The following is a 19,558-nucleotide window of genomic DNA, read 5'->3' on the forward strand; positions in this document are numbered from 1 at the left end:
AGCTTCATCATGCTCGCGCCGGAAGGCATTCAACTGCAGCACAACGGTTCGGTCATTCTCATGGACGACTCGGGCATAACCGTCAACGGCCAGCGCATCGATTTGAACAAATAACCCCATTCAAGAGAGTTGTCCGATCATGCATTACGCGATTCACGAAGGCACGTTCGATCTCCCCGACGCAGCACTGGACCGCACCGTCAACATCTTGATGATGAACGTCGGCCCGGGCGGGCTGAATCTCGTCATCTCCCGCGGCGCGCTGCGCGAGGGCGAAACGGTCGACGCATTCATTACCCGAGAATGGGAGCTGGCAAGCCGGGAGACGCCCGAGTTGGTCGAGCGGTCGCGTCAGGTGGTGACCGTGGGCGGCCGGCCCGGTGTGCAGATCGAAGCGACGCACGAGTTAGACGGCAAGCTTAGGCATCAGATTCAAACCGTCTTCCCGTCCGACGACGCGGGGCACATGCTCGTCATGACGCTCACGTGTGCGTCGCCGTTCACGGATGAACAGCGCACGCTGGCCGAGCAGATGCTGACAAGCTATCAACCGCGCACGTCGCAACCCGGTTTGCTGAGCGGCTCGGGGCAGGCATCGTGAGTAGCGAACAGTTCGCGGCCGCGCGCGAGCAAGATCCGATACAGCACACATCGTTGCTCGGGGATTTGCTCAGTATGGGCGGCTCGCTCCTGGGCGGGATCGCGATCGGAAGCCTGTTGACGACGGCGGTCGAAATCACGGTGGCGGCCGCGCTTGAGGTCGGCACTGGCGGCTTGGCTACGCCGCTCGTGATCGCCATCGGTGTCGGTGTGGCGGCCACGATGGAAGGCTCGGGACTGAACGACAAGATCGATCATGCCGCGAAGGCGTTGGGCAACGCGATTGCGCCGCCCGAAGTCAAAGGCAAGATTGCCAGCGGTTCGGGCAACGTCTACATCAACAACCGGCCGGCTGCACGGGCGGCCCAGGCCGCCGATACCGATACGGTGGCGTGCCAGAACCATTCCGGGCCGCAGATGATCGCGGATGGCTCGACGAACGTCTACATCAACAACCAGCCGGCCGCCCGCGTGGGCGACAAGATCACCTGCGATGGGACGATTGCGGCCGGTTCGGATAACGTCTTCATCGGCGGCGGCACGCAGCGCGTGCGCGAGGTCGCGCCGGCGCGCAAGTGGGTTGCCGCGCTCGGTGCCATGATCGGTATCGCGCTCGCCCTATGTGGGCGCGGCAAGATGACGTGGGGAGACTTCCTCAAAGGCCGCCTGCCGTGTTTGGCGATGGGGTTCGGCGCGAGTATCGTCGGCACGGCAATCGGAAGCTTGTTCCGGCCTTCGGCCGGCCACCCGGTGAACGTCATTACCGGCGGCAAGATTCTGGATGGGACGGACGACACCGATTTCGCGCTATCGGGACCGCTGCCGATCGTTTGGCGCCGGTTCTACAGCAGCCACGACGACCGCGGCGACAGCTTGTTCGGCCGCGGTTGGAGCGTGCCGATCAGCGTCGAATTACAGCTTGCGCGCGGCGACGGAGCCGTCACATCGATCACCTACTGGGACGAACAAGGGCGAGACATCGTCTTTCCGGCGGTGCAGCCGGGCGAGAGCCACTTCAGCGTGCCGGAGGGCATCTACCTGATCTGTACGATGGGCGGCCACTACGTGGTCGAGACGGTAGACGGCGTGTATCGCGACTTCGGACGCGCGCGAACACTCGATGCGGACACCGAAGCGCTCAAGCTGTGGCGGCTCGAAGATCGAAACGGCAATTGGATCGAAGTCGAGCGCGAGCCTGCGATGGCAGGGGCTCGCCCTGTGCGCTTGCACGACAGCGCGGGCCGGGTCCTATCGCTCGCCTACTCGTCGGCGCACCCGCAACGGGTGGCGTCTATTGCGTTGACGCGCGGCGTCGATGGCGAGCAGCCTGAAACGCTAGTCCAGTACGCCTATACCGATGCCGGCGAATTGGCTTCGGTGACGGATCGCGGCGGCTACACCGGGCGGCACTTCACCTACGAAAACGGCTTGATGACCGGCCATCGGTTGCCGGGCGGCCTGCAGTGCTTCTATGCGTGGCAGGGCACAGGGCGCGATGCGCGCGTCGTGCGTCACTGGACCGACGACGGCGAGGCCTACACGTTCGATGCCGACACCGCGCAACGCGTCGTCGCGATTACCGATCAGACGGGCCGCGTCACGCGCTGGACCTGGAACGAAGATCGTCAACCGACCAGCCACACGGATGGCGAGGGACAGGTATGGCGTTTCGAGTGGAACGCGAAGCGGCAACTGGTTAGCACGACCGACCCGGCCGGGCAGGTCACGAAGTACGAATATGACGAACGAGGCCGCCAAACCGCGCGCATCGATGCGCTTGGGCAGATCGAGCGCACGGAGTGGAACGCTTTTTACGACCTGCCTGTTGGCGAAACCGATCCGACGAACGCGCGTTGGATTTATCGATACGATCCGCGCGGCAATCTGACGGTGGTGCGCGACCCGGCGGGCTTTGCGACCGAATATCACCGTGACGACCGCGGCTTGGTGCATACGATTCGCGATGCCCGGGGCGGCTATAAGTACTTGGAGTGGAACGCTCGGGCGCAATTGACAGCGTATACCGACTGCTCGGGCAAAACGACGCGCTTTGCCTACGACGCACGCGGAGCGCTTGCCCGCGTCGTGGATGCCGCGGGCAAGGAGACGGCTTACGAGGCCGATCCGATGGGGCGTGTCACGTCGATCGTGACGGCCGACGGTGCTCGCCAGGCGTTTCGGTACGACGGCGCTGGACGGTTGGTCGAGGTCATCGACCCGAACCAGCGCAGTACGCGATACGAACTGAATCCACGTGGCTTGCTGCTGTCGCGGACCGATGCCGCCGATCGCGTCGTGAAGTTCGGATACGACGACGCGTTCCGGCTTGCGACGCTGACGAACGAGAATCGCGAAACGTATCGGTTTCGTTACGATCGTCGCGACTTGTTGACGGAGGAAGTTGGACTGGACGGCCGCAGGCGGGCGTACGAGTACGATGTTCGTGGGCAGGGCATCTCGGTGCGGGACGGGCAGTTGGAAACGCAATACGAGCGAGACGTATTGGGGCGCCTGATTGCCAAGCAGACGGCACGCGAACGGTGTGCGTATTTATACGACCGCGCGGGCCGGATCACATCGGGCGAGCTGTACCTCATGGAGGCGGGCAAGCCTTCGCTGAAGAACCGCGTGAAATTGAAATACGGTGTGCGTGGCGAAGTGGTGGAGGAATACACGCCGACGGGCTGGCTCGCGCACACGTACGATGAGCTGGGCAATCGCGTATCGACGACGATTTCGGGCGAGCGCAAGATCGATTGGCTGCACTACGGTTCGGGCCATGTCCACCAAATCCGATTCGACGGTGCGGCGATCGCGGACATCGAACGGGACGAGTTGCACCGCGAGGTATTGCGCACGCAGGGCAAGCTGAGGAGCCGGTTCGGTTACGACAGCGTAGGCAGGCGTGCGCGGCATACGGCGCAACAAGGGGTCTCGCACGATGCGCTGCTGGCGAAGCAATGGCGCTACGACGCGGCTGGGGACGTGATCCAAAAAAGCGATCAGCGTTACGGCATGGTGTCTTACCGCTACGATCCGACGGGACGTATCGAGCAGGCGACGGGGCCGGGCTTGCCCTCGGAAGTGTTTCGCTGGGATGCGGCGGCAAACCTCGTATCGAGCGATCACCCGGGCGGCTATGTCGAGCACAACCGGCTGAAAATGTTCGAAGACAAGCGCTTCGAGTATGACGCGTACGGACGGTTATCGCGCAAGCTGAGCGGGCGTGGGCTGACGAAGGAGCAAAGCTTCGAGTACGACGACTGGCATCAACTGAGGACGGTCGTGACGAAGGCCCCGGGCAGTATTTCGAGGACGCACTTCGAATACGACGCATTCGGTCGGCGCATTCGCAAGCTCAATGGCGATTATGCGAGTACGGACTTCCTATGGGACGGCATGCGTCTGGTGGAGGAGACGTACCATGACCGGCAGGGCCAGGAGGCGTTGACGTACCTGTACGAAGCGGGGAGTTACGTGCCGCTGGCGCGGATCGACAGCGCGAGGGCGGCAGCCAACGATGGCGCGGGGCAGGGCAAGGTTTATTATTTCCACACGGATGTGTCGGGGCTGCCGGAGGAGATGACCGACGCCGAGGGCGAGTTGATCTGGCAGGCGCGGTATAAGGTGTGGGGCAACGCGGTGCGGGAGGAGTGGATACGGCGTGCACCGCCAGAGCCGGCGCCGGAGTGGGGGAAACTGCAGCCGGCGCCGCAGCCGTTGCCGCCGGTGCCGCGGCCGCAGAATTTGCGGTTTCAGGGACAGTATCTGGATCGGGAGACGGGGCTGCATTACAACACGTTTCGGTACTACGATCCGGATGTGGGGCGGTTTATCAATCAGGATCCGATTGGGCTGGCGGGTGGGGTGAATCTCTACCAATACGCGCCCAACGCTATCTCGTGGATTGATCCATGGGGGTGGTGTTCAACTAAACTTGGTAAGAACATGGGCGCCCGTCCGGGCGACGAGATGGCCAATCACCATCTTATCCCGGAAGAAGTCATGAGGGACAAGGAATTCAAAGATCTCTTCGCAAATGCGAAGAGATCAGGTTTCAACGGAGATGGGGCATCTAACGGAATTTTCTTGCCGGGGAACCAAAGTATGGCCGGAAAGACTGGGCTGCCGGGGCATTGGTCGAATCACACGCAATACACAGACGCTATTAGAGCAAGAGTGTCCGCCTTGAATGATATGTATCAGTCTGGAGGGCTCACTGATAGCCAAGTTGTATTGGGGATTGGAAAAATTCAAGCGCAGGCTCGAGCCGGTTTGGAAAGCGGTGCATTTAGTGTTGATCCGACAACGGGAAGATTAAATTGATGATAGAAGAAAGGCTTTATATCGTTTCGCCAAAATTGAATGATTGGATTGGAAAGGCGGAGTTCACTCCGGATATCCAATTTCCGTGGAGTAATGTCTCGGTTGCGCCGAAAATCGACGTCCATTTCACGATGAAGGTGACGTGGAAGCGACTGAAGGAAATCGATGTCGATTATTTTAGGAGTGTCACGCCAATCGTCAGCGAGAAATTTGCAGATATCTGTCAAGAGGCGAGCGTAGACTGTCAGCTGGTGCCGTTAGATGTTGTTCTGAACGGCCGTACGCTTGATGACAAGTTTTATTTCCTTCTATTGAATGATTTCATCTCAATCGTAGATGAGGAGAGAACTCTGCATCAGAGAATGATGAGAATGGATGGGGGAGGGTATGAGATAAATCCGTTCTTTCCTGGGATTCCAAAGTTCGATGTGCTTGAAAATATTGTCTTCAACGATTTGCGGCGACCTCCATTTTTTATGGCTCCAGAGATTGGAAATGAGCGCGTTTGTACGCAGGATTTTAAAGATCAAGTCGAAAGCCGAGGTGTGAGGGGGGTGGAGTTTAAGTTGATCGATAAGAGCTTTAGATATGAATCATTTGGTTTTCAGTGAAGTTGAAGCAGATGTAGAGCTGCTCAGACGTATGTTGGTGATAGGTTACACCATGCTCGGCCGTAAGTGTTATGTCCGGCCCGCTGAAGCGCGCGTATTCGGCCCAGAACTAGGCATCGCCCTCTTTGCCAACGGGAGCGCAACATTACATCCGGTACGATGCGCTCTAGGGCGGCAGTAGCGATATTATGCGGTACGCAAAGGTCATCGGTGTTATACAGAGCTTCGACTCGCCATAATTACAACGAACATACCGAGTAGATGGCGGCCTGAAAGCTGCCATCGGTGAAACGTACGCTTCCAGGGGCAGTATATGGATCGGGAGACGGGGCTGCATTACAACACGTTTCGGTACTATGACCCCGACATCGGAAGGTTCATCAATCAATTCGATTGGGCTGCTCGGTGGGCACAATCTGCATCAGTATGGTCGAATCCGATCGTGTGGGTCGATCCGTGGGGCTGGGCGGTCGACAGACTACCGCGTTCCAACGGTCGTTGGGATGGCGAACGGGGAACAGCAACTGGTACTCCGACAATGCGAAGGTAAATGCCGTCACAGGGGCGGCCCAATTCCTTTCCAGGGAGGCCGCCTCGATTTGTCAGCATGGTCAAAGGGTACGCTAACCTTCGATGAAGGGGTACTTAACGGAACACGTGGAGATTTCCCCGCAGTTTACGCCGAGTTCGGCCCGCATCAAGGGAACGAGTGCCAACGCTGCAAAGAATCTATTGAAGGAGAAGGGGCTGACGTTTCACCATTTGAGTACGACTGAGATTCAGTTCATCCCATCCGATCTCCATGGGAATGTCCCGCACACGGGATCGGCGGCAGATATGAGGAAGTCGCGATGTTAGACAAACTTACGCAACTCGGAGCTGAACAGATGGTCGTGCCGGAAGAGAGGAAGGCACAGCTACTGACCGCCTTGGAGGTTGAGCTTGGCCCGCTTCCGGACGACTATAGAAAGCTGTTGCTGCATTTCGGAGCAGATATCGAATTCAATTCATTCATCAAATTTCACTCTGACGAGCCGTCACCATGGGCTGCTGACGACGGCACTGAGTCTTTGGAGGTGCTCTACGGGCTCTCAAGCAAATACGGCGCAACAATGCTCGAAATGTTTGAGACATATAAGGGACGCATTCCGGCTGACTGGATACCAATAGGAGAAGCGCCAGGAGGCAACCAAGTGTGTCTGAAAATTCGCCCATTGGGCAGTCAATCCGTCGGGTTTTGGGATCATGAAAGCGAGGTCGGGCCTGGATTACCCCCGAGTAGCGATGGCTTGACAATGATCGCTAAAAATCTGCGAGATTTTATTGATCGTCTCACGAAGGAGGACCCGCCTGATAATGGCCCACGTTCTGTAAAGGTGAATCTCAAATTCTAAAATGGATGGATCTTTCCGCGCGGAAGTCGTGATTAAGTATAATGGGCAATGCAGGCGCTGGCAAGCGGTGTGGTATCGAGTGACGATTTGTGTTACGACCTGGACTGCTGTGTGCCGAGGCCGCAGAATTTGCGGTTTCAGGGGCAGTATCTGGAGCAGGAGACGGGGCTGCGTTACAACACGTTTCGGTATTACGATCCGGGCGTCGGGAGGTTCATCAATCAGGATCCGATTAGGTTGGCTGGTGGATCGAACCTGTATGCGTACGCGCCGAATCCGGTGAGACGGATCGATCCATGGGATGGGCGCCGCGGGTGCCGAGCGTCGATTTATTCCGACAATGGGCTGTACCGGGCCGGGGAAGGCCAGAACGCTATTGTAAAGATCAAGATGCAGGGCTATCGCGTTCTGGATGATACGCAAGCGTTCAATGCGTCATCGCGCCGCTGGGCACGCTCGTTGGGAAACTCGACCGACGACGCGGGACATATACGCGGCTCGCAGCTTGGCGGAAGCGGCGGCAAACGCTATGTCTTCCCGCAGGACCCGCATACAAAGCGCGGTGATTTTCAGGTATTCGAAGGCCGCGTTGTAGACTATGTGCCCAAGACAAATCGCTCCGTAGACGTCGAACAGACGTTCAACTACGGCAATGGCGGTACTCCCCCACCAGTGTCGATTACAAGGTTTCCGATCAGGGACGCTCGGTGTTCCAACGTATCTTTCTTAACCCTTGAGGGAATCAAACAATGGATGAGCGGCAACTGGAAAGCGCGAGAACTCTACTCGCTAGCTTCATGCAGAAGATGCATGAATGGGAGGTCAAGACCTTCGATCTGTATCGACCAGAGAATGGCGGCCCAGAAAAGAACGGGTCGTTGGCGAAAGCTGAATTGAAGGCGATCTATGACGAATATCTGACGGAAAGAGATCGAAAAACGGGGCGGCTTGCAGGACCCAGCGCAGAGCTTCCACCAGAATACGACCTCTCAGCCGAGGAGTTCATATCTTCCGAACCAGTTGGCGAATCCAAGGTGGTAATTTCAACAAAATGGACTCATCCGGAAATCGGCGATTTTTCGGAGGATCGCCGATACACCATGGTTTGGAAGGAGAATGGCTGGCGCCTGGATAAGAAGGAAATATTTAGCGTGCACAAGGATAAGTGGATCAATCAGACATTATAAGGCGGACACCGTCGAAATCGAGCATCGGCGATTATGGAAATCTGTTGAGTCAAGCTTCGCTTAGCAGCCCTTGAATCATCGTCCACCCAAATTTCACTTGCCTTACGCCGAGGCCACAGAATCTGTGCTTCCTGGAGTAATATCCCGACCAGGAGACGGGGCTGCACTATAACGCCTTCAGGTATTACGATCCGGATGTGGGGCGGTTTAGCAATCAAGATGCGATCGGGTTGGCAGGTGGGATGAACCTGTACCGATCCGCCGCTAGTCCACTGACATGGATCGATCCGTGGGGATGGTGTTCGTCCAAAGTGGGGCGAAACATGGGGCTCGCCCGGAGGACAGGATTGGGAACCATCATTTGGTTCCAGAAGAGGTCATGAAGGACCCTAGATTCGCAAAGATGTTTGCCACGGCTTCGTGGAATGGGGTTTGAGGGAGATGGAGCAGCTAACGGTATCTTCCTACCCGGTGATAGGCAATTAGCAGCACAGACAGGATTGCCAGGACATTGGACTCAACATCCAGCCTATTCCGCTGACATCGAAAGTCAAGTCGCGGCATTGAATAGAGCCGCTCCGGGATTGAGTGATACTCAATTGGTGCTAGGGATGAGACAAATTCAGGATAATGCTGCCGAGGGTTTGATGAATGGTAAGTATGCGATTGATCCTATTGCTGGTGCATTGAAATGAATAAAGTGGAAAATGTTTATAAACTTGAATACAATGTTGGTCAAAATGGCGCTGAATACTTTGTGGACGCCAGGTGGAATGTTGAAGAATTCGAATGGGATCCTTTGGACCCATCGACCTATACGCGCGACGTCAGGCAGCACTATGAATGCACTATTCCGGGCGACAAGTTTGAGGTCGATTGCTGGTTGTACAATCCGCATATTTGCGGATCTAAGAAGCTTATCGAAGTGCTTGACGTGGTCGGTGCTCGATATCGGGCGATTCCGTTCGATTTGCTCGGTGGGGGTAGGAAGAAAAAGAAGATTGATGGTGAGCATTATATTATTTTAATCAAGGAGGGGGCTAGTATGATGGATTCTTCGCAATCCGAGTATGAAGTGATGGTCGACTTGGAAACTGGTAGGCCCATGCCGGAGGCTCCTTCTACGAATCATCCGAGATATGGGAAAATCGATCGGTTTATTTTCCGAGGCGATAATAATGCCCCGCCTCTTTACACGTGTACTGAAACGGGCTGGATCATGGTGAGCGAAGAGTTTATCAGGATTAGCAAGGAGGTTCGCCTATCTGGTCCAACGTTTGTTAGACTTTCCAATGGAATTAAATATGATGCATTTGACGGAATTTAGAATTTGTCCGACTGCGGCGGGTAACGGCACTTGATCGGCGCGTGGCTCCGCACTTTGACCACGGCGGCCCGCTGCGGCGCGTGTGGTTTCCGCGCCTACGCTCTGCGTGGCTTGCTAAGCTGACGCGCTGGCGGTAAGGGGCGGATGCTGGCACCCCCAAATGCCGGGGGCCGCATAAGCATTGGCGATAACGCCTGCCCGTCTCTCAAGGCTCAGGGGCAGTATCTGGACCGCGAAACCGGCTTACATTACACCACGTTTCGGTACTATGACCCGGACGTGGGGCGGTTCATCAATCAGGATCCGATTGGGTTGGCGGGTGGGAACAACCTGTATCGATATGCGGCAAATCCGCTGACATGGATAGATCCGTAAGGCTGGGCTTGCTGGAGTACGGAGCGCAAGAACTACTGGAAAGCTGTTGGCCAGAACGAAAGCAAGAGTCCGACGGGGCTGTATTCATCAACGAGATGTTGGCGGGTAGAGCACCCAAAATGACCGTGGAAGTTATGAATAGAACGACAGGGCAGATTTCGACCAAAAACGTTGGCTGGAGTTGCACCACACCAACATACCGCAACGCGTAGGAGGCGCTGGGGTGCATGCGCCGTCGAATCTCAGTGAGCTAACGCCTTGGCAGCACGAAGCGGTTGATCCATACAGGCATACGGGCGAAGATCTGCTGAGAGTCATCAGTAAGCGCGCAAGAATCGACGTCTAGCACTCAGGGATCTGACCGTGCAGGCTATGTCCACTGATTTCAGTGGACACCTTATGACAGAACAACACTCAGAATCGTCGTGCCTGAAGGTCGTCACCGTAGGCAAGGACGGCAAGCGCCGTTTTGATCGGCGAACCAAGCAGCGGCTGGTCGAGGCGTGCCTTGAGCCAGGAGCATCAGTAGCGGGCCTCGCCCTGAGGCACGGCGTCAATGCAAACCTGCTACGCAAATGGATCAAGCTGCACCAGCAACGGCTGACCGACAGCCAAACTCCGTCGGCCACTGAAGCGGCGTTCGTGCCGGTCGTGACGATCCCAAGCGAACACACGCTCGTCGAGCGCAAAGCCGCGATGCCTGTTTCGCCAGCCGCGGATCGTGCGGCTTTATCGACATTGACGGTGCAGATGCCCAATGGCATTACGCTCAAGCTCGAATGCGTCGGCAACGACGCGGTGCTGCTTTCGGCAATGATCGAAACGCTTGGAAGGTGCGATGTTCCGGCTGCACGATGAGCTGAAGGTCTATGTGCATCGCGATGCCGTTGATTTCCGTAAGAGCATCAACGGTCTTGCCGCCATCGTCGAGCAATCGATGAAGCTCGATCCATTCGCGCAAGCCGTATATGTGTTCAGCAATCAGCGTCGCGATCGTATCAAGATGCTACTGTGGGACCGAAACGGCTTCTGGCTGCTGATGAAGCGGCTCGAACAGGATCGCTTCGTGTGGCCGCGCAAAGAAGCCGTGCTCAAACTGCGAACCGAACAACTGCACTGGTTGCTCGACGGTATCGACATCGAAGCGATGCGCGCGCACCCGACGCGCTATTATCAGCGCGTGACCTGAAACGCGAACCAGCATCGCTGGTCTAATCCGGCGATGCCGCCACCACCCTCATCTCCCACCGACGAGCTGCAAGCGCTACGCGCCGAACTCGCTGCCATGAAGAGTGAGTTGCGCGTGGTGACGGTCGAGCGTGATTTGCTACGCGAGAAGCTCAAGGCCTTCCAGCGACAGCTCTTTGCAGCCAAGAGTGAAGTGCGCGGGAGCGAGCAACGCGACCTCTTCTTAAACGAAGCGGAGGCGGCCGCAACGGGATCTGAACCGGCGCAGGAGACGGAAGCAGAACAGAGCATCGAGGTTGGCGCGCATGAACGCAAGAAGCGTGGGCGCAAGCCGTTGGACCCAATGCTCCCTCGCGAGATCGTGCGTCACGAGCTGCCAGAATCGGAACGCGTCTGCGCACACGACGGACATACGCTCGTCGAGATCGGCGCCGAGATCAGTGAGCAACTCGATATCGTGCCGCAGCAGGTTCGTGTCATTCAGCATCAGCGCGTCAAATACGCGTGCCCTTGTTGCGATCTCGGCATCAAGGTCACGCCGGCACCGGCGCGCATCATCCCGAAGGGCTTGCTCACGGAATCGGCGCTTGCATGGGTGGTCGTCAGCAAGTTCGCCGACGCGCTGCCGCTGTATCGCATCGCTGCGCTGCTGCATCGTTTCGGCGGGGATCTCTCGCGTGGCACGCTCGCTGCCAGCGTGGTGCGCGTCGGTACGGCGGTGCAGCCGCTGATCAACTTGATGCGCGATCATCTGCTCGACGCCGACATCGTCTATGGCGATGAAACCACCGTGCAGGTACTGAAGGAGCCCGGGCGTGCAGCGCAGCGCAAGAGCTACATGTGGGCGCAGATGAGCGGCACCGGTCCGCCGGTTCGATTGTTCAGCTACAGCCCGACGCGCTGCGCGGCGCAAGCCGCCGCGCTCTATGCTGGCATCAAGCCAGGCGCGGCATTGATGACTGATGGCTATGAGCCGTATAACGATGTCGCCGACAAGAACCAGCTCGTTCATTTGGGCTGTTGGGCGCACGCGCGCCGTTACATGATCGAGGCTGAAGAGAATCTGCCGAAGGCTCAACGTGGACGCGACCATCCCGTCAGCGAATTCATTCGATTGATCGGGACGCTGTTTGCTATTGAATCGCGTTGCGAAGGTATGGCGCCAGCGGATCGGCTGCTCGAGCGCCAACGCGAGAGTCGCTCCGTGCTGGAGCAAATCCAGGCACTGCTTCTTAGGCAGTTGAATGCCGTGTTGCCGCAAAGCGCGTTTGGCAAAGCGTTGAGCTACCTGAGGGGCCAGTGGCCGAAGCTGATTCGCTACGTTGAAAACGGCGCATGGCCGATCTCGAACAACGCTTGCGAGAACGCGATTCGGCCTTTTACGGTCGGCCGCAAAAACTGGCTCTTCTACGACACCGTCGCCGGTGCGAATGCGGCAGCTAACCTCTATTCGCTGATCGAAACCTGCAAGGCAAACAGCGTCGAGCCCTACGGCTACCTGCTCGCGTTGTTCAAGGCGCTGCCAGTTGCTCAGGGCGTCGACGATTACGAGGCGCTGCTCCCATGGCGTCTCACCACTCCTACCGCCTAACGCACTGCCGGCCGCCTCCCGCAAGCCCGTGGTTTATTGCGCGCTTACAGTCATCAAAGGGATAGATAAATGGTAGACGACGCTGAGGGTCTGTATGAGTTTGCTTTTTCGCCGCGATATCAGGAGCGCCTCGATGAGATCCGCAAGCGAACAGGGATATCGATCCATGCGCAATACGATGACGTTATCTTCAAGTTCGACAAGGGCGGGGTTGCAGCGTCTGGCGTGAGCCCGCGCGACATCGAGACACTGGTGCGAGTGCACGACGACAGGTTTATCGACTTCTGCGTGGCGAAGATCGAGTTCTTCAAGAAGAATGCTGTTGAACAGGAGTTTCCGAAGGGTGAAGAGGTCGAGGAATTCGATCAAAAGGAACAGGTGCTCGGCTTCTCTCGTGGAATCTTGCTGATGTATGCCATTGAATTCCTGTTGGGGGCTAAGGGTCGGCAGTACCTTGATGAATATGTCAAGAAGGCAAGAATCCCCAATGCGAAGAAATACGTTAAAGACATTCTCGACTTGATCAGGCTGGCCGGTTGAAAAGGTGCTGTGCTCAACGGCATGCGCGTAGGGCCGCGGACGCGGCCTTTCGTTCATGTTGTGGAGGTCAGTCGAACGCTTGCCCGATGGCGATGTGCCGTTTGATGTAGTCGACGGAGAAGTAGACGCGTTCGCCGGGTAGAAAGCCGAGGTGTCCGAGCAGCGCGTCGTTGACTTGCATCCAGGGAATGAAGGGCTTGTACGAACTACCTGAAAGCTCGGGCGAACTTTGCAGGGGCAGTATCTGGATCGGGAAACGGGGCTTACATTACAACACGTTTCGGTATTACGATCCGGACGTGGGGCGGTTTATCAATCAGGATCCGATTGGGCTGGCGGGTGGATCGAACCTATATGGGTACGCGCCGAATCCGGTGTCGTGGATCGATCCGTGGGGCTGGTGTTCGCTAAGGCTGAGCAAGAATATGGAAGAGGGGGCATTACGCGCCCGGCGAACTCTGCAGCGCACCATATCGTCGGCGACACCTCGAAAGAAGCCGCGCCGGCCCGAGCCATTCTGAAAAAGTGCGGGATCGACGTCGATTCACAGGAGAATGGGGTGTTCTTGCCAAACCGAAACAACACGGATGGCCTGCCCGGGATTTTGCATAACGGAAAGCATCCGAATAGCTACTTCGGTAAAGTCAACCAATTGCTGCAGGATGCAGACGCAGGCGGAAAGCAGGCGGTCCTTGATCAAATCCAGGAAATTCGAACGACACTTCAGAGTACGACACGAGACACACCTTGGAAGTCTGTCCTATCTGATTTATAAGTGATGGCTTATGAAAATCTATGCGCTGGGTCAGAATGACTCGTTTCGAACGTTGGTCCAAGTAGGTGCAGATGACGAGGTGGAGTATGAGAGGAGCATAGCCATCCGCGCCACATCGCTATATGGGAAGCCATTTGGTGCGGATTATGTGCCGGTGCAGCTATCGTGGGGGACGTCTGGCAAGAAAAAGGATAGCGACGTGCACACGATGCTTTCCCCGTTTCTTGTTATCTCTGATAGAGCGTTCTCGCTTCTATCAAGGTTTTTCGATGATTCTGGTCAGCGACTTCCCGTTGAGGCTCCAGTTTCTGGGGTGATTGGGTTTCATGTAACGCGGACACTGAACGATGCGGTTGATGTGGCTTCGTCAAAATTTAAAATTTATCCTAGTGCGACGATCTTTAATCGAATCGTTCTTCTGGAGGGTAAAGTTCGTGGGGTTGATGTTTTTAGAATTAAAGAGAGGCCATCTACCATTTTTGTGTCGGAGAAATTTAAGTTGGCCGTGGAAGAGAATGAATTGAAAGGATTTGATTTCACGAAAATTCCTCTGGCAACTTCGCCGGCTGCGTGATGGGGTAGTGGATTGCTCCGGCGTGCTCACGATCAAGGACGGGCATACGGTGGGGCGCGCGATGCCGTTCCCTTCTCAATATGTGTCGAAGCTTCGTGAGGAATGATCTCATGTCCCTAGGCGGCAGAATTTGCGGTACCTCGGCAAATATCTGGATCGGGAGACGGGCCTGCATTACAACACGTTCCGGTACTACGATCCGGATATCGGAAGGTTCATCAATCAGGATCCGATTGAGTTGGCGGGTGGGCACAACCTGTATCGGTATGCTGCAAATCTGCTGATATGGATTGATCCGTGGGGATGGGCATGCTGGAGTACGGAGCGCAAGAACTACGGGAAGAACGAAGGGCGCACAAATGAGTCGTCCTATTCGTCCAATAACCTGTAGCGAATGGTTGAGGGTCAGGCTTCGCGCATGCGGGTCGAGCTGCTGAAAGTGATCAGCGCATCGTCAAGGACTTGTCGATGGAGCTGCATCACACCAACAGTCCGAAACGGGTGGGTGGCCCCGGTGTTCACGATACTAGTAATCTCACTGCGTTGACGCCTTGGCAGCATAAGGCGGTTGATCCGTTTGGAAATCTGGTGAAATTTTTCTTAGAGATATAAAGGGCGTCGATTCATGGTGGAAGACATTAAATCAATTTCGGATTTTTTGCGTTTGCCGAAATATTCCGATGTTGCTTTGGATGTGGTTCAGCGTGCAAACACGCGTTTGTGCGACGATCACTATGATGCCGAGCTGGTCCACTGCCAAAAAGCACTCGATGCTGCGGGGCTCGCTTTGGCGAGCATAGAGGCGCTGCTGGACCAGGATTCAGATCGCATTCGGAAGTTTTGTGTTGTTTTGATAAGGGCGGAAAAAGCGATCGACGTTGGTCAGGATTTTAATCCACTGGCGGAACCGGAGGATTAGTCGGGCAATGAAATCTACGTTGGTCATAGTCTAACGTTTATTCTTACATTCTCGATTATGTACATTTTGGCTCGAGATGATAGGGGGCGCTTTGCTCAATATTTGAAAGAAATGCGTCAACCTAAGGCGTCGAAATATCAAAGGGCGGTTGAGGCGATATTTGATAACGTGTGACTGCGTCGCCTGATTCGCGATGCACGAATGGCCGCTGGCGCGCGGCCCTGCCAATATGAATCGCAAGCTCAGCCTTGCAGGCGCAAAGACGAAGGCCGGTATGGACCGAGATGATTGGCCGATGACTATGTTCAAGGAGGGCGGCAGCGGCGCGAGCGTGAAATATATTAATCCGAGCGATAGTCGCGCCGCAGGGTCAAGTATCGGCAATGCACTGTCTGAATTGCCAGGCGGCACAAGAATTAAGGCGGGAATTTACGATGAATGAAACTAACAGTCAGACGGTTGATCTGCTCATCTCGCACAGTCAAGTCGTGGTTAGGTCTAGGCCGTACGACGAGGGTCTCAGCCAGTGGGGAACAGGAAACATTGATCAGGGAGCCGTGCTGCACCCTGACTATGTCGTCTTTGACCCGCTTCCAGAGGACGCGTTTGGTGCTAAGGTCCATCTCCTATTGGCAGATAAATTCCAGAAGGACGAGCGAGCGGCACGATGTATCGTTGCGCCGTTTCGTGTTACGGATCGAGGCGGGCTAGAGGTAGCGTCCGCGACGGAAAAATTTAAGATCGATCTTGATTTGCCGCTTGAGTCATACGACCTCTACTACGAAGTGTGTGAGGGCGACGAAGTGTTCTATAAATTCACGTTGGTGCTCGGTGGTCAGGATGGAGCGCAGTACTTGATGGATGACCCTTGGGGCGGCAAGAAAGGTCAACCTCTGAAGGCCGGAAAATTCGACAGATAGAGGGCTCATTTGCTGGGAAGGCGAAAGCGACGACGCGTTGAGCTGCGATGCCCACCATCGAAATCCAATTCGACGATTGCGGATCTGTTGAAGCAAGGGCCGCCCAGCCGTCTTCGGTTCGTTCAACCAAAATAAAATCGCGCTTGCCATACGCCGCGGCAGCGCCCCGGCGGTTTCATGGGCAGAATGAGCCGGACGTGGGGAGATTGATCGAAACGTGATGGAAGATCCTAACGGAGGCAGCATGCACGAGTTTTGGAGGATTGGCCCTGCCATTACACAATCCGATATAAGGAAGCTCGAGAGCGACTTGGGCATCCGGTTGCCTGAAGCGATGCGGAGTCACTACCTGCAGTTCAATGGCGGTACGCCGAACCTTGATTGGTTTCCAATGACGGACGATTGGGACGCAATATGGATCCACAAATTCCTTCCGATCGCGACGCGAGACGGAGAGGAATCGACCATTCAGAGCGTATATGCCCGGGTAGCTGGTAACACCGGATACCCCAAATCGTTAGTTCCCTTTGCGATCGACCCGGGTGGAAATCTCTTCTGTGTTGACACGGACAGCGGCGCGATCCATTACTGGCTGACTGACACCTATGATGAAGCGCTGACAGATGCAGAGAACCGCCTGAAGGCGGATCGCCATCTGATTGATTCATTTGATCAATTTGTGACCTCGCTCGTGTCGGAGAACGAAGCATTCCGCTAGCGCTCGTGCGTTTAATTGGCGATGACACCAAACTTGGCGTATTCGGTGGCGATCCTGACGCGCCAACCCGGCAGAAAACCGACGTGTTCGGTCCCTCCTGAGGAGTAGCATCTATGGTTTACCTGCGTGCGTGCGACCGTAGGGGAGATACGGCATATGTACAATGAGCTAAAAGTTTCGGCGTGGGTCGGTCAATTCTCGGACGCTCACGATCTTATCCGGTACGTCGAAACTCGCTTCGATGCGAGCGAAAATTCAATGAGCCAGTTCTGGCGCGATACCGGCATCTCCTGGCACGACGATGATTTCAGAGAGGCGTCAATGATTCTGCCCGGAAATGACACCCTCGCGGACGAGTTGCGAACGTTTTCGTACGGCGAAAGCTTTGCGGAAGCGCTTCTTCGCCGACTCATTGATGTGCGTCGGGCAGGGATGAACGGGCTGATCCTCTTGTACGATTTCGACTATCGAAATGCCGACGCGAGGCGGCCGCACAGTCGAGTCGAGTTCGTGGGCAGCTTCGATTACCGCAAGTAGACGGGGCTTATCGATGGAACAGGGGCGAGATCTGAGCGACTTTTCGGAATTTCAACAAGAGCTGGCGCGGGCGGCGAGAGCGAGTTTCGAGGATCTCAGGGCGGCTCGCCCGGTTGAGCACTTTTATGCATACGCGCTGTATACAGATAGCAGTGCGATGACGGTCATGCCTGCCGCAAATTCGCTCGAGGCGTTGGCGGAGGTCCGGAAGGAAATGGACATAGAAGACGGCGATCGAGCGCCAGAATACAAATGGGGCACCGGGGAGTGGCGATATGAAGCGTGGAAGGCGGGATACTTCGCCGGAATTTCAGCGAAACTTCGCGCGCAAATGGACAGCGGGGACGTCGCGCTACGAGCCAAAACAGTACATGGCGACATGACGGCTGCCCTACATCTTCTGGACCGGGAAGGCTTCTTTGGCGTCGGAGACGCGCGGAACAAAGTCGTTTTGTTCGTTTCGATCAGCGATGACGACGGCGCGATCCGGTTGGAAAACGATTCAGCACTGATCCTAAATCCGCCGATCGTATGCCAGGAGTTCATGAAGCGGTACGAAGCATAGATGTCGAAGTCTGACGACAGTTCGAGGAGGCGATCGGGTCATGGACCGCCCAGCGAACCTTGAGGTCACTTATGAGACTACGGCGGATCTCGCTGAAAAATTGAAATATACAGAATAGTCTGTATTGTTTCACCCTCACGCAATATTTGCCAGGTCTCATGAGCGACGCGCACCGCCATAAGTCTCCGGAGCCGCATTCGAACCGCGCGCGCCCGGTCGTTGACGCGAAGGACGCCGTCCGGTTTCGCGACCGAGCGACACATCTCGATAATCGCGGGCGTCACCGAATGCCTGACCTCAGCAAAAAACCATGCGCCCCACCATGCAATTCGAAGCTGAACCTGCATAGATCAAGGCGTATCGACGTTTGTCCGCAACGATGATCGACGTTGCGTGACAAATCGCTTTCAATTGTCATCGAGAAGATGACATAATTCGCGATTCTTCAAACAATCAACCAAGAATGGGCCGATATGAAGTTGAATAAAGTCTACGTAGCATGCGGTGCGGCACTCCTGATGAGCGCATGCGGTGGGGTACAGAACCTCGACCCGAACGGCTTGACCTCGGCGGGCGCCGACCTTTATAAGGCGGCCACGCTGTCGGACAGCGACATCGCAGCGCTGTCGACCGAATCGTGCAAGGCCAGCGACGCCGAATCGAAGATCGCACCGACGAACAGCGCTTACTCGAAGCGCTTGGCGAAGGTGATGAAGGGCTTTGGCGACATGACGCTGAACGGCCAAAAGATCAACTACAAGGTCTACATGACCAAGGACGTCAACGCGTGGGCCATGGGCAACGGCTGCGTGCGCGTCTACAGCGGCTTGATGGACATGATGAACGACGACGAGCTGCGCGGCGTGATCGGCCACGAAATGGGCCACGTCGCACTGGGTCACTCGAAGAAGGCCATGCAGACGGCGTACGCCGTTAGTGCGGCGCGCAGCGCAGCGGGCGCGGCATCGCCCGGCGTGGCGGCACTGTCGAACTCGCAGCTCGGCGACATCACCGAGAAGTTCATCAACGCACAGTTCTCGCAATCGCAGGAAAGCGCGGCGGACGATTTCTCGTTCGACCTGCTCAAGCAGAAGCGCATGAACCAAAAGGGCCTTGTCACCGCATTCCAGAAGCTCGCGCAACTGGATGGCGGCCAAAGCACGATGATGAGTTCGCACCCGTCGTCGGCAAGCCGCGCGCAGCACATTCAAGATCGCATCGCGAAGGGTAGCTGATCGCCCGCAGTCGAGTGGATGGTGAAACTGTGCGCATCGCAGCCGCAAGCCGGCCGTTCAGCTCTAATCCACTCGACGCTCGATTCCCACGGGGCGCCGCGGGCAGCGGCCCCCCTTTCTACCGGTCCAGTACTTTCCTGCAGCACGGGATGACGCAGGAAGTCTCGTCGCCGACA

General features: G+C 56.3%; 20 protein-coding genes and 6 pseudogenes. All 26 read left to right on the forward strand.

Features of this window, described 5'->3' with window-relative positions; all coding sequences use genetic code 11:
- Window positions 1-139: 139 nt before the first annotated feature.
- The 26 genes and pseudogenes from ACTHN9_RS17285 to ACTHN9_RS17410 all read left to right on the forward strand — a co-directional run bounded on the left by ACTHN9_RS17285 (window position 140) and on the right by ACTHN9_RS17410 (window position 19,382).
- Window positions 140-601 carry a DcrB-related protein gene (locus tag ACTHN9_RS17285; protein ID WP_440538000.1) on the forward strand — a complete coding sequence of 154 codons (462 nt, stop codon included), beginning with the start codon at window positions 140-142 and terminating at the stop codon, window positions 599-601.
- The gene (locus ACTHN9_RS17290) at window positions 598-4,926 is read left to right on the forward strand and encodes an RHS repeat-associated core domain-containing protein (protein ID WP_440538001.1); all 4,329 of its coding nucleotides are present in this window, start codon (window positions 598-600) and stop codon (window positions 4,924-4,926) included. Before ACTHN9_RS17285 ends, ACTHN9_RS17290 begins: the two co-directional genes overlap by 4 nt.
- On the forward strand, window positions 4,923-5,537 hold the full coding sequence (locus ACTHN9_RS17295) for a hypothetical protein (protein ID WP_440538002.1): 615 nt from the start codon (window positions 4,923-4,925) through the stop codon (window positions 5,535-5,537). Before ACTHN9_RS17290 ends, ACTHN9_RS17295 begins: the two co-directional genes overlap by 4 nt.
- Before the next feature lie 304 nt (window positions 5,538-5,841).
- A pseudogene (locus ACTHN9_RS17300) lies at window positions 5,842-6,087 on the forward strand (RHS repeat-associated core domain-containing protein); the annotation flags it as partial.
- Between the two features lie 83 nt (window positions 6,088-6,170).
- A complete protein-coding gene (locus tag ACTHN9_RS17305) occupies window positions 6,171-6,395 on the forward strand; it encodes an HNH endonuclease (RefSeq protein ID WP_440538003.1) in 225 nt (74 codons plus the stop codon).
- Window positions 6,389-6,931: an SMI1/KNR4 family protein gene (locus ACTHN9_RS17310; protein WP_440538004.1), complete on the forward strand. Its 543-nt coding sequence runs from the start codon at window positions 6,389-6,391 to the stop codon at window positions 6,929-6,931. The genes ACTHN9_RS17305 and ACTHN9_RS17310 overlap by 7 nt, the downstream gene beginning before the upstream one ends.
- A gap of 123 nt (window positions 6,932-7,054) precedes the next feature.
- Window positions 7,055-7,229 (forward strand): annotated as a pseudogene (locus ACTHN9_RS17315) (RHS repeat-associated core domain-containing protein); the annotation flags it as partial.
- Window positions 7,230-7,680: 451 nt separating this feature from the next.
- Complete coding sequence (locus tag ACTHN9_RS17320) at window positions 7,681-8,118, forward strand: NTF2 fold immunity protein (protein ID WP_440538005.1); 438 nt, start codon at window positions 7,681-7,683, stop codon at window positions 8,116-8,118.
- Between the two features lie 140 nt (window positions 8,119-8,258).
- Window positions 8,259-8,423: pseudogene (locus ACTHN9_RS17325) on the forward strand (RHS repeat-associated core domain-containing protein); the annotation flags it as partial.
- A gap of 120 nt (window positions 8,424-8,543) precedes the next feature.
- Complete coding sequence (locus ACTHN9_RS17330) at window positions 8,544-8,813, forward strand: AHH domain-containing protein (RefSeq protein ID WP_440538006.1); 270 nt, start codon at window positions 8,544-8,546, stop codon at window positions 8,811-8,813.
- Window positions 8,810-9,445, forward strand: a complete 636-nt coding sequence (locus ACTHN9_RS17335) for a hypothetical protein (protein WP_440538007.1) — start codon at window positions 8,810-8,812, stop codon at window positions 9,443-9,445. Before ACTHN9_RS17330 ends, ACTHN9_RS17335 begins: the two co-directional genes overlap by 4 nt.
- 204 nt (window positions 9,446-9,649) lie before the next feature.
- Window positions 9,650-9,817: pseudogene (locus ACTHN9_RS17340) on the forward strand (RHS repeat-associated core domain-containing protein); the annotation flags it as partial.
- Window positions 9,818-10,192: 375 nt separating this feature from the next.
- Window positions 10,193-10,678 (forward strand): IS66-like element accessory protein TnpA, encoded by a 486-nt coding sequence (gene tnpA / locus ACTHN9_RS17345; RefSeq protein ID WP_440538008.1) that lies wholly within the window; start codon window positions 10,193-10,195, stop codon window positions 10,676-10,678.
- Window positions 10,659-11,009: an IS66 family insertion sequence element accessory protein TnpB gene (tnpB, locus tag ACTHN9_RS17350; RefSeq protein WP_440538009.1), complete on the forward strand. Its 351-nt coding sequence runs from the start codon at window positions 10,659-10,661 to the stop codon at window positions 11,007-11,009. The genes tnpA and tnpB overlap by 20 nt, the downstream gene beginning before the upstream one ends.
- 33 nt (window positions 11,010-11,042) lie before the next feature.
- Entirely contained in the window at window positions 11,043-12,599 is a 1,557-nt protein-coding gene (gene tnpC, locus ACTHN9_RS17355; RefSeq protein ID WP_440538010.1) for an IS66 family transposase, read from the forward strand.
- A gap of 69 nt (window positions 12,600-12,668) precedes the next feature.
- A complete protein-coding gene (locus ACTHN9_RS17360; RefSeq protein ID WP_440538011.1) occupies window positions 12,669-13,139 on the forward strand; it encodes a hypothetical protein in 471 nt (156 codons plus the stop codon).
- A gap of 235 nt (window positions 13,140-13,374) precedes the next feature.
- Window positions 13,375-13,914, forward strand: a pseudogene (locus ACTHN9_RS17365) (RHS repeat-associated core domain-containing protein); the annotation flags it as partial.
- A 10-nt stretch (window positions 13,915-13,924) separates the two neighbouring features.
- A complete protein-coding gene (locus ACTHN9_RS17370) occupies window positions 13,925-14,488 on the forward strand; it encodes an imm11 family protein (RefSeq protein ID WP_440538012.1) in 564 nt (187 codons plus the stop codon).
- Window positions 14,489-14,612: 124 nt separating this feature from the next.
- Window positions 14,613-14,798 (forward strand): annotated as a pseudogene (locus ACTHN9_RS17375) (RHS repeat-associated core domain-containing protein); the annotation flags it as partial.
- Window positions 14,799-15,113: 315 nt separating this feature from the next.
- Window positions 15,114-15,407 carry a hypothetical protein gene (locus ACTHN9_RS17380; protein WP_440538013.1) on the forward strand — a complete coding sequence of 98 codons (294 nt, stop codon included), beginning with the start codon at window positions 15,114-15,116 and terminating at the stop codon, window positions 15,405-15,407.
- A 229-nt stretch (window positions 15,408-15,636) separates the two neighbouring features.
- Window positions 15,637-15,849, forward strand: a complete 213-nt coding sequence (locus ACTHN9_RS17385) for a hypothetical protein (RefSeq protein WP_440538014.1) — start codon at window positions 15,637-15,639, stop codon at window positions 15,847-15,849.
- The gene (gene comJ, locus ACTHN9_RS17390; protein ID WP_440538015.1) at window positions 15,842-16,327 is read left to right on the forward strand and encodes a competence protein ComJ; all 486 of its coding nucleotides are present in this window, start codon (window positions 15,842-15,844) and stop codon (window positions 16,325-16,327) included. Before ACTHN9_RS17385 ends, comJ begins: the two co-directional genes overlap by 8 nt.
- Window positions 16,328-16,547: 220 nt before the next feature.
- Window positions 16,548-17,045 carry an SMI1/KNR4 family protein gene (locus ACTHN9_RS17395; RefSeq protein WP_440538016.1) on the forward strand — a complete coding sequence of 166 codons (498 nt, stop codon included), beginning with the start codon at window positions 16,548-16,550 and terminating at the stop codon, window positions 17,043-17,045.
- Between the two features lie 156 nt (window positions 17,046-17,201).
- Entirely contained in the window at window positions 17,202-17,582 is a 381-nt protein-coding gene (locus ACTHN9_RS17400) for an immunity 22 family protein (protein WP_440538017.1), read from the forward strand.
- A gap of 13 nt (window positions 17,583-17,595) precedes the next feature.
- Window positions 17,596-18,147 (forward strand): DUF4303 domain-containing protein, encoded by a 552-nt coding sequence (locus tag ACTHN9_RS17405; RefSeq protein WP_440538018.1) that lies wholly within the window; start codon window positions 17,596-17,598, stop codon window positions 18,145-18,147.
- Window positions 18,148-18,620: 473 nt separating this feature from the next.
- Entirely contained in the window at window positions 18,621-19,382 is a 762-nt protein-coding gene (locus tag ACTHN9_RS17410) for a M48 family metallopeptidase (RefSeq protein ID WP_440538019.1), read from the forward strand.
- The last annotated feature ends 176 nt before the right edge of the window (window positions 19,383-19,558 follow it).

Source organism: Trinickia sp. (assembly GCF_051953405.1).
In the GTDB taxonomy this organism is placed as follows: Bacteria; Pseudomonadota; Gammaproteobacteria; order Burkholderiales; family Burkholderiaceae; genus Trinickia.

What these genes read in the sequence shown, in the direction of transcription:
- ACTHN9_RS17385 (WP_440538014.1), top strand. Translation starts at nt 15,637, where the DNA reads ATGAATCGCAAGCTCAGCCTTGCAGGCGCAAAGACGAAGGCCGGTATG.
- ACTHN9_RS17285 (WP_440538000.1), top strand. Translation starts at nt 140, where the DNA reads ATGCATTACGCGATTCACGAAGGCACGTTCGATCTCCCCGACGCAGCA.
- ACTHN9_RS17395 (WP_440538016.1), top strand. Translation starts at nt 16,548, where the DNA reads ATGGAAGATCCTAACGGAGGCAGCATGCACGAGTTTTGGAGGATTGGC.
- ACTHN9_RS17320 (WP_440538005.1), top strand. Translation starts at nt 7,681, where the DNA reads ATGGATGAGCGGCAACTGGAAAGCGCGAGAACTCTACTCGCTAGCTTC.
- ACTHN9_RS17360 (WP_440538011.1), top strand. Translation starts at nt 12,669, where the DNA reads ATGGTAGACGACGCTGAGGGTCTGTATGAGTTTGCTTTTTCGCCGCGA.
- ACTHN9_RS17330 (WP_440538006.1), top strand. Translation starts at nt 8,544, where the DNA reads ATGGGGTTTGAGGGAGATGGAGCAGCTAACGGTATCTTCCTACCCGGT.
- ACTHN9_RS17370 (WP_440538012.1), top strand. Translation starts at nt 13,925, where the DNA reads ATGAAAATCTATGCGCTGGGTCAGAATGACTCGTTTCGAACGTTGGTC.
- ACTHN9_RS17305 (WP_440538003.1), top strand. Translation starts at nt 6,171, where the DNA reads ATGAAGGGGTACTTAACGGAACACGTGGAGATTTCCCCGCAGTTTACG.
- tnpC (WP_440538010.1), top strand. Translation starts at nt 11,043, where the DNA reads ATGCCGCCACCACCCTCATCTCCCACCGACGAGCTGCAAGCGCTACGC.
- ACTHN9_RS17400 (WP_440538017.1), top strand. Translation starts at nt 17,202, where the DNA reads ATGTACAATGAGCTAAAAGTTTCGGCGTGGGTCGGTCAATTCTCGGAC.
- tnpA (WP_440538008.1), top strand. Translation starts at nt 10,193, where the DNA reads ATGTCCACTGATTTCAGTGGACACCTTATGACAGAACAACACTCAGAA.
- comJ (WP_440538015.1), top strand. Translation starts at nt 15,842, where the DNA reads ATGAATGAAACTAACAGTCAGACGGTTGATCTGCTCATCTCGCACAGT.
- ACTHN9_RS17335 (WP_440538007.1), top strand. Translation starts at nt 8,810, where the DNA reads ATGAATAAAGTGGAAAATGTTTATAAACTTGAATACAATGTTGGTCAA.
- tnpB (WP_440538009.1), top strand. Translation starts at nt 10,659, where the DNA reads ATGTTCCGGCTGCACGATGAGCTGAAGGTCTATGTGCATCGCGATGCC.
- ACTHN9_RS17405 (WP_440538018.1), top strand. Translation starts at nt 17,596, where the DNA reads ATGGAACAGGGGCGAGATCTGAGCGACTTTTCGGAATTTCAACAAGAG.
- ACTHN9_RS17310 (WP_440538004.1), top strand. Translation starts at nt 6,389, where the DNA reads ATGTTAGACAAACTTACGCAACTCGGAGCTGAACAGATGGTCGTGCCG.
- ACTHN9_RS17380 (WP_440538013.1), top strand. Translation starts at nt 15,114, where the DNA reads ATGGTGGAAGACATTAAATCAATTTCGGATTTTTTGCGTTTGCCGAAA.
- ACTHN9_RS17410 (WP_440538019.1), top strand. Translation starts at nt 18,621, where the DNA reads ATGAAGTTGAATAAAGTCTACGTAGCATGCGGTGCGGCACTCCTGATG.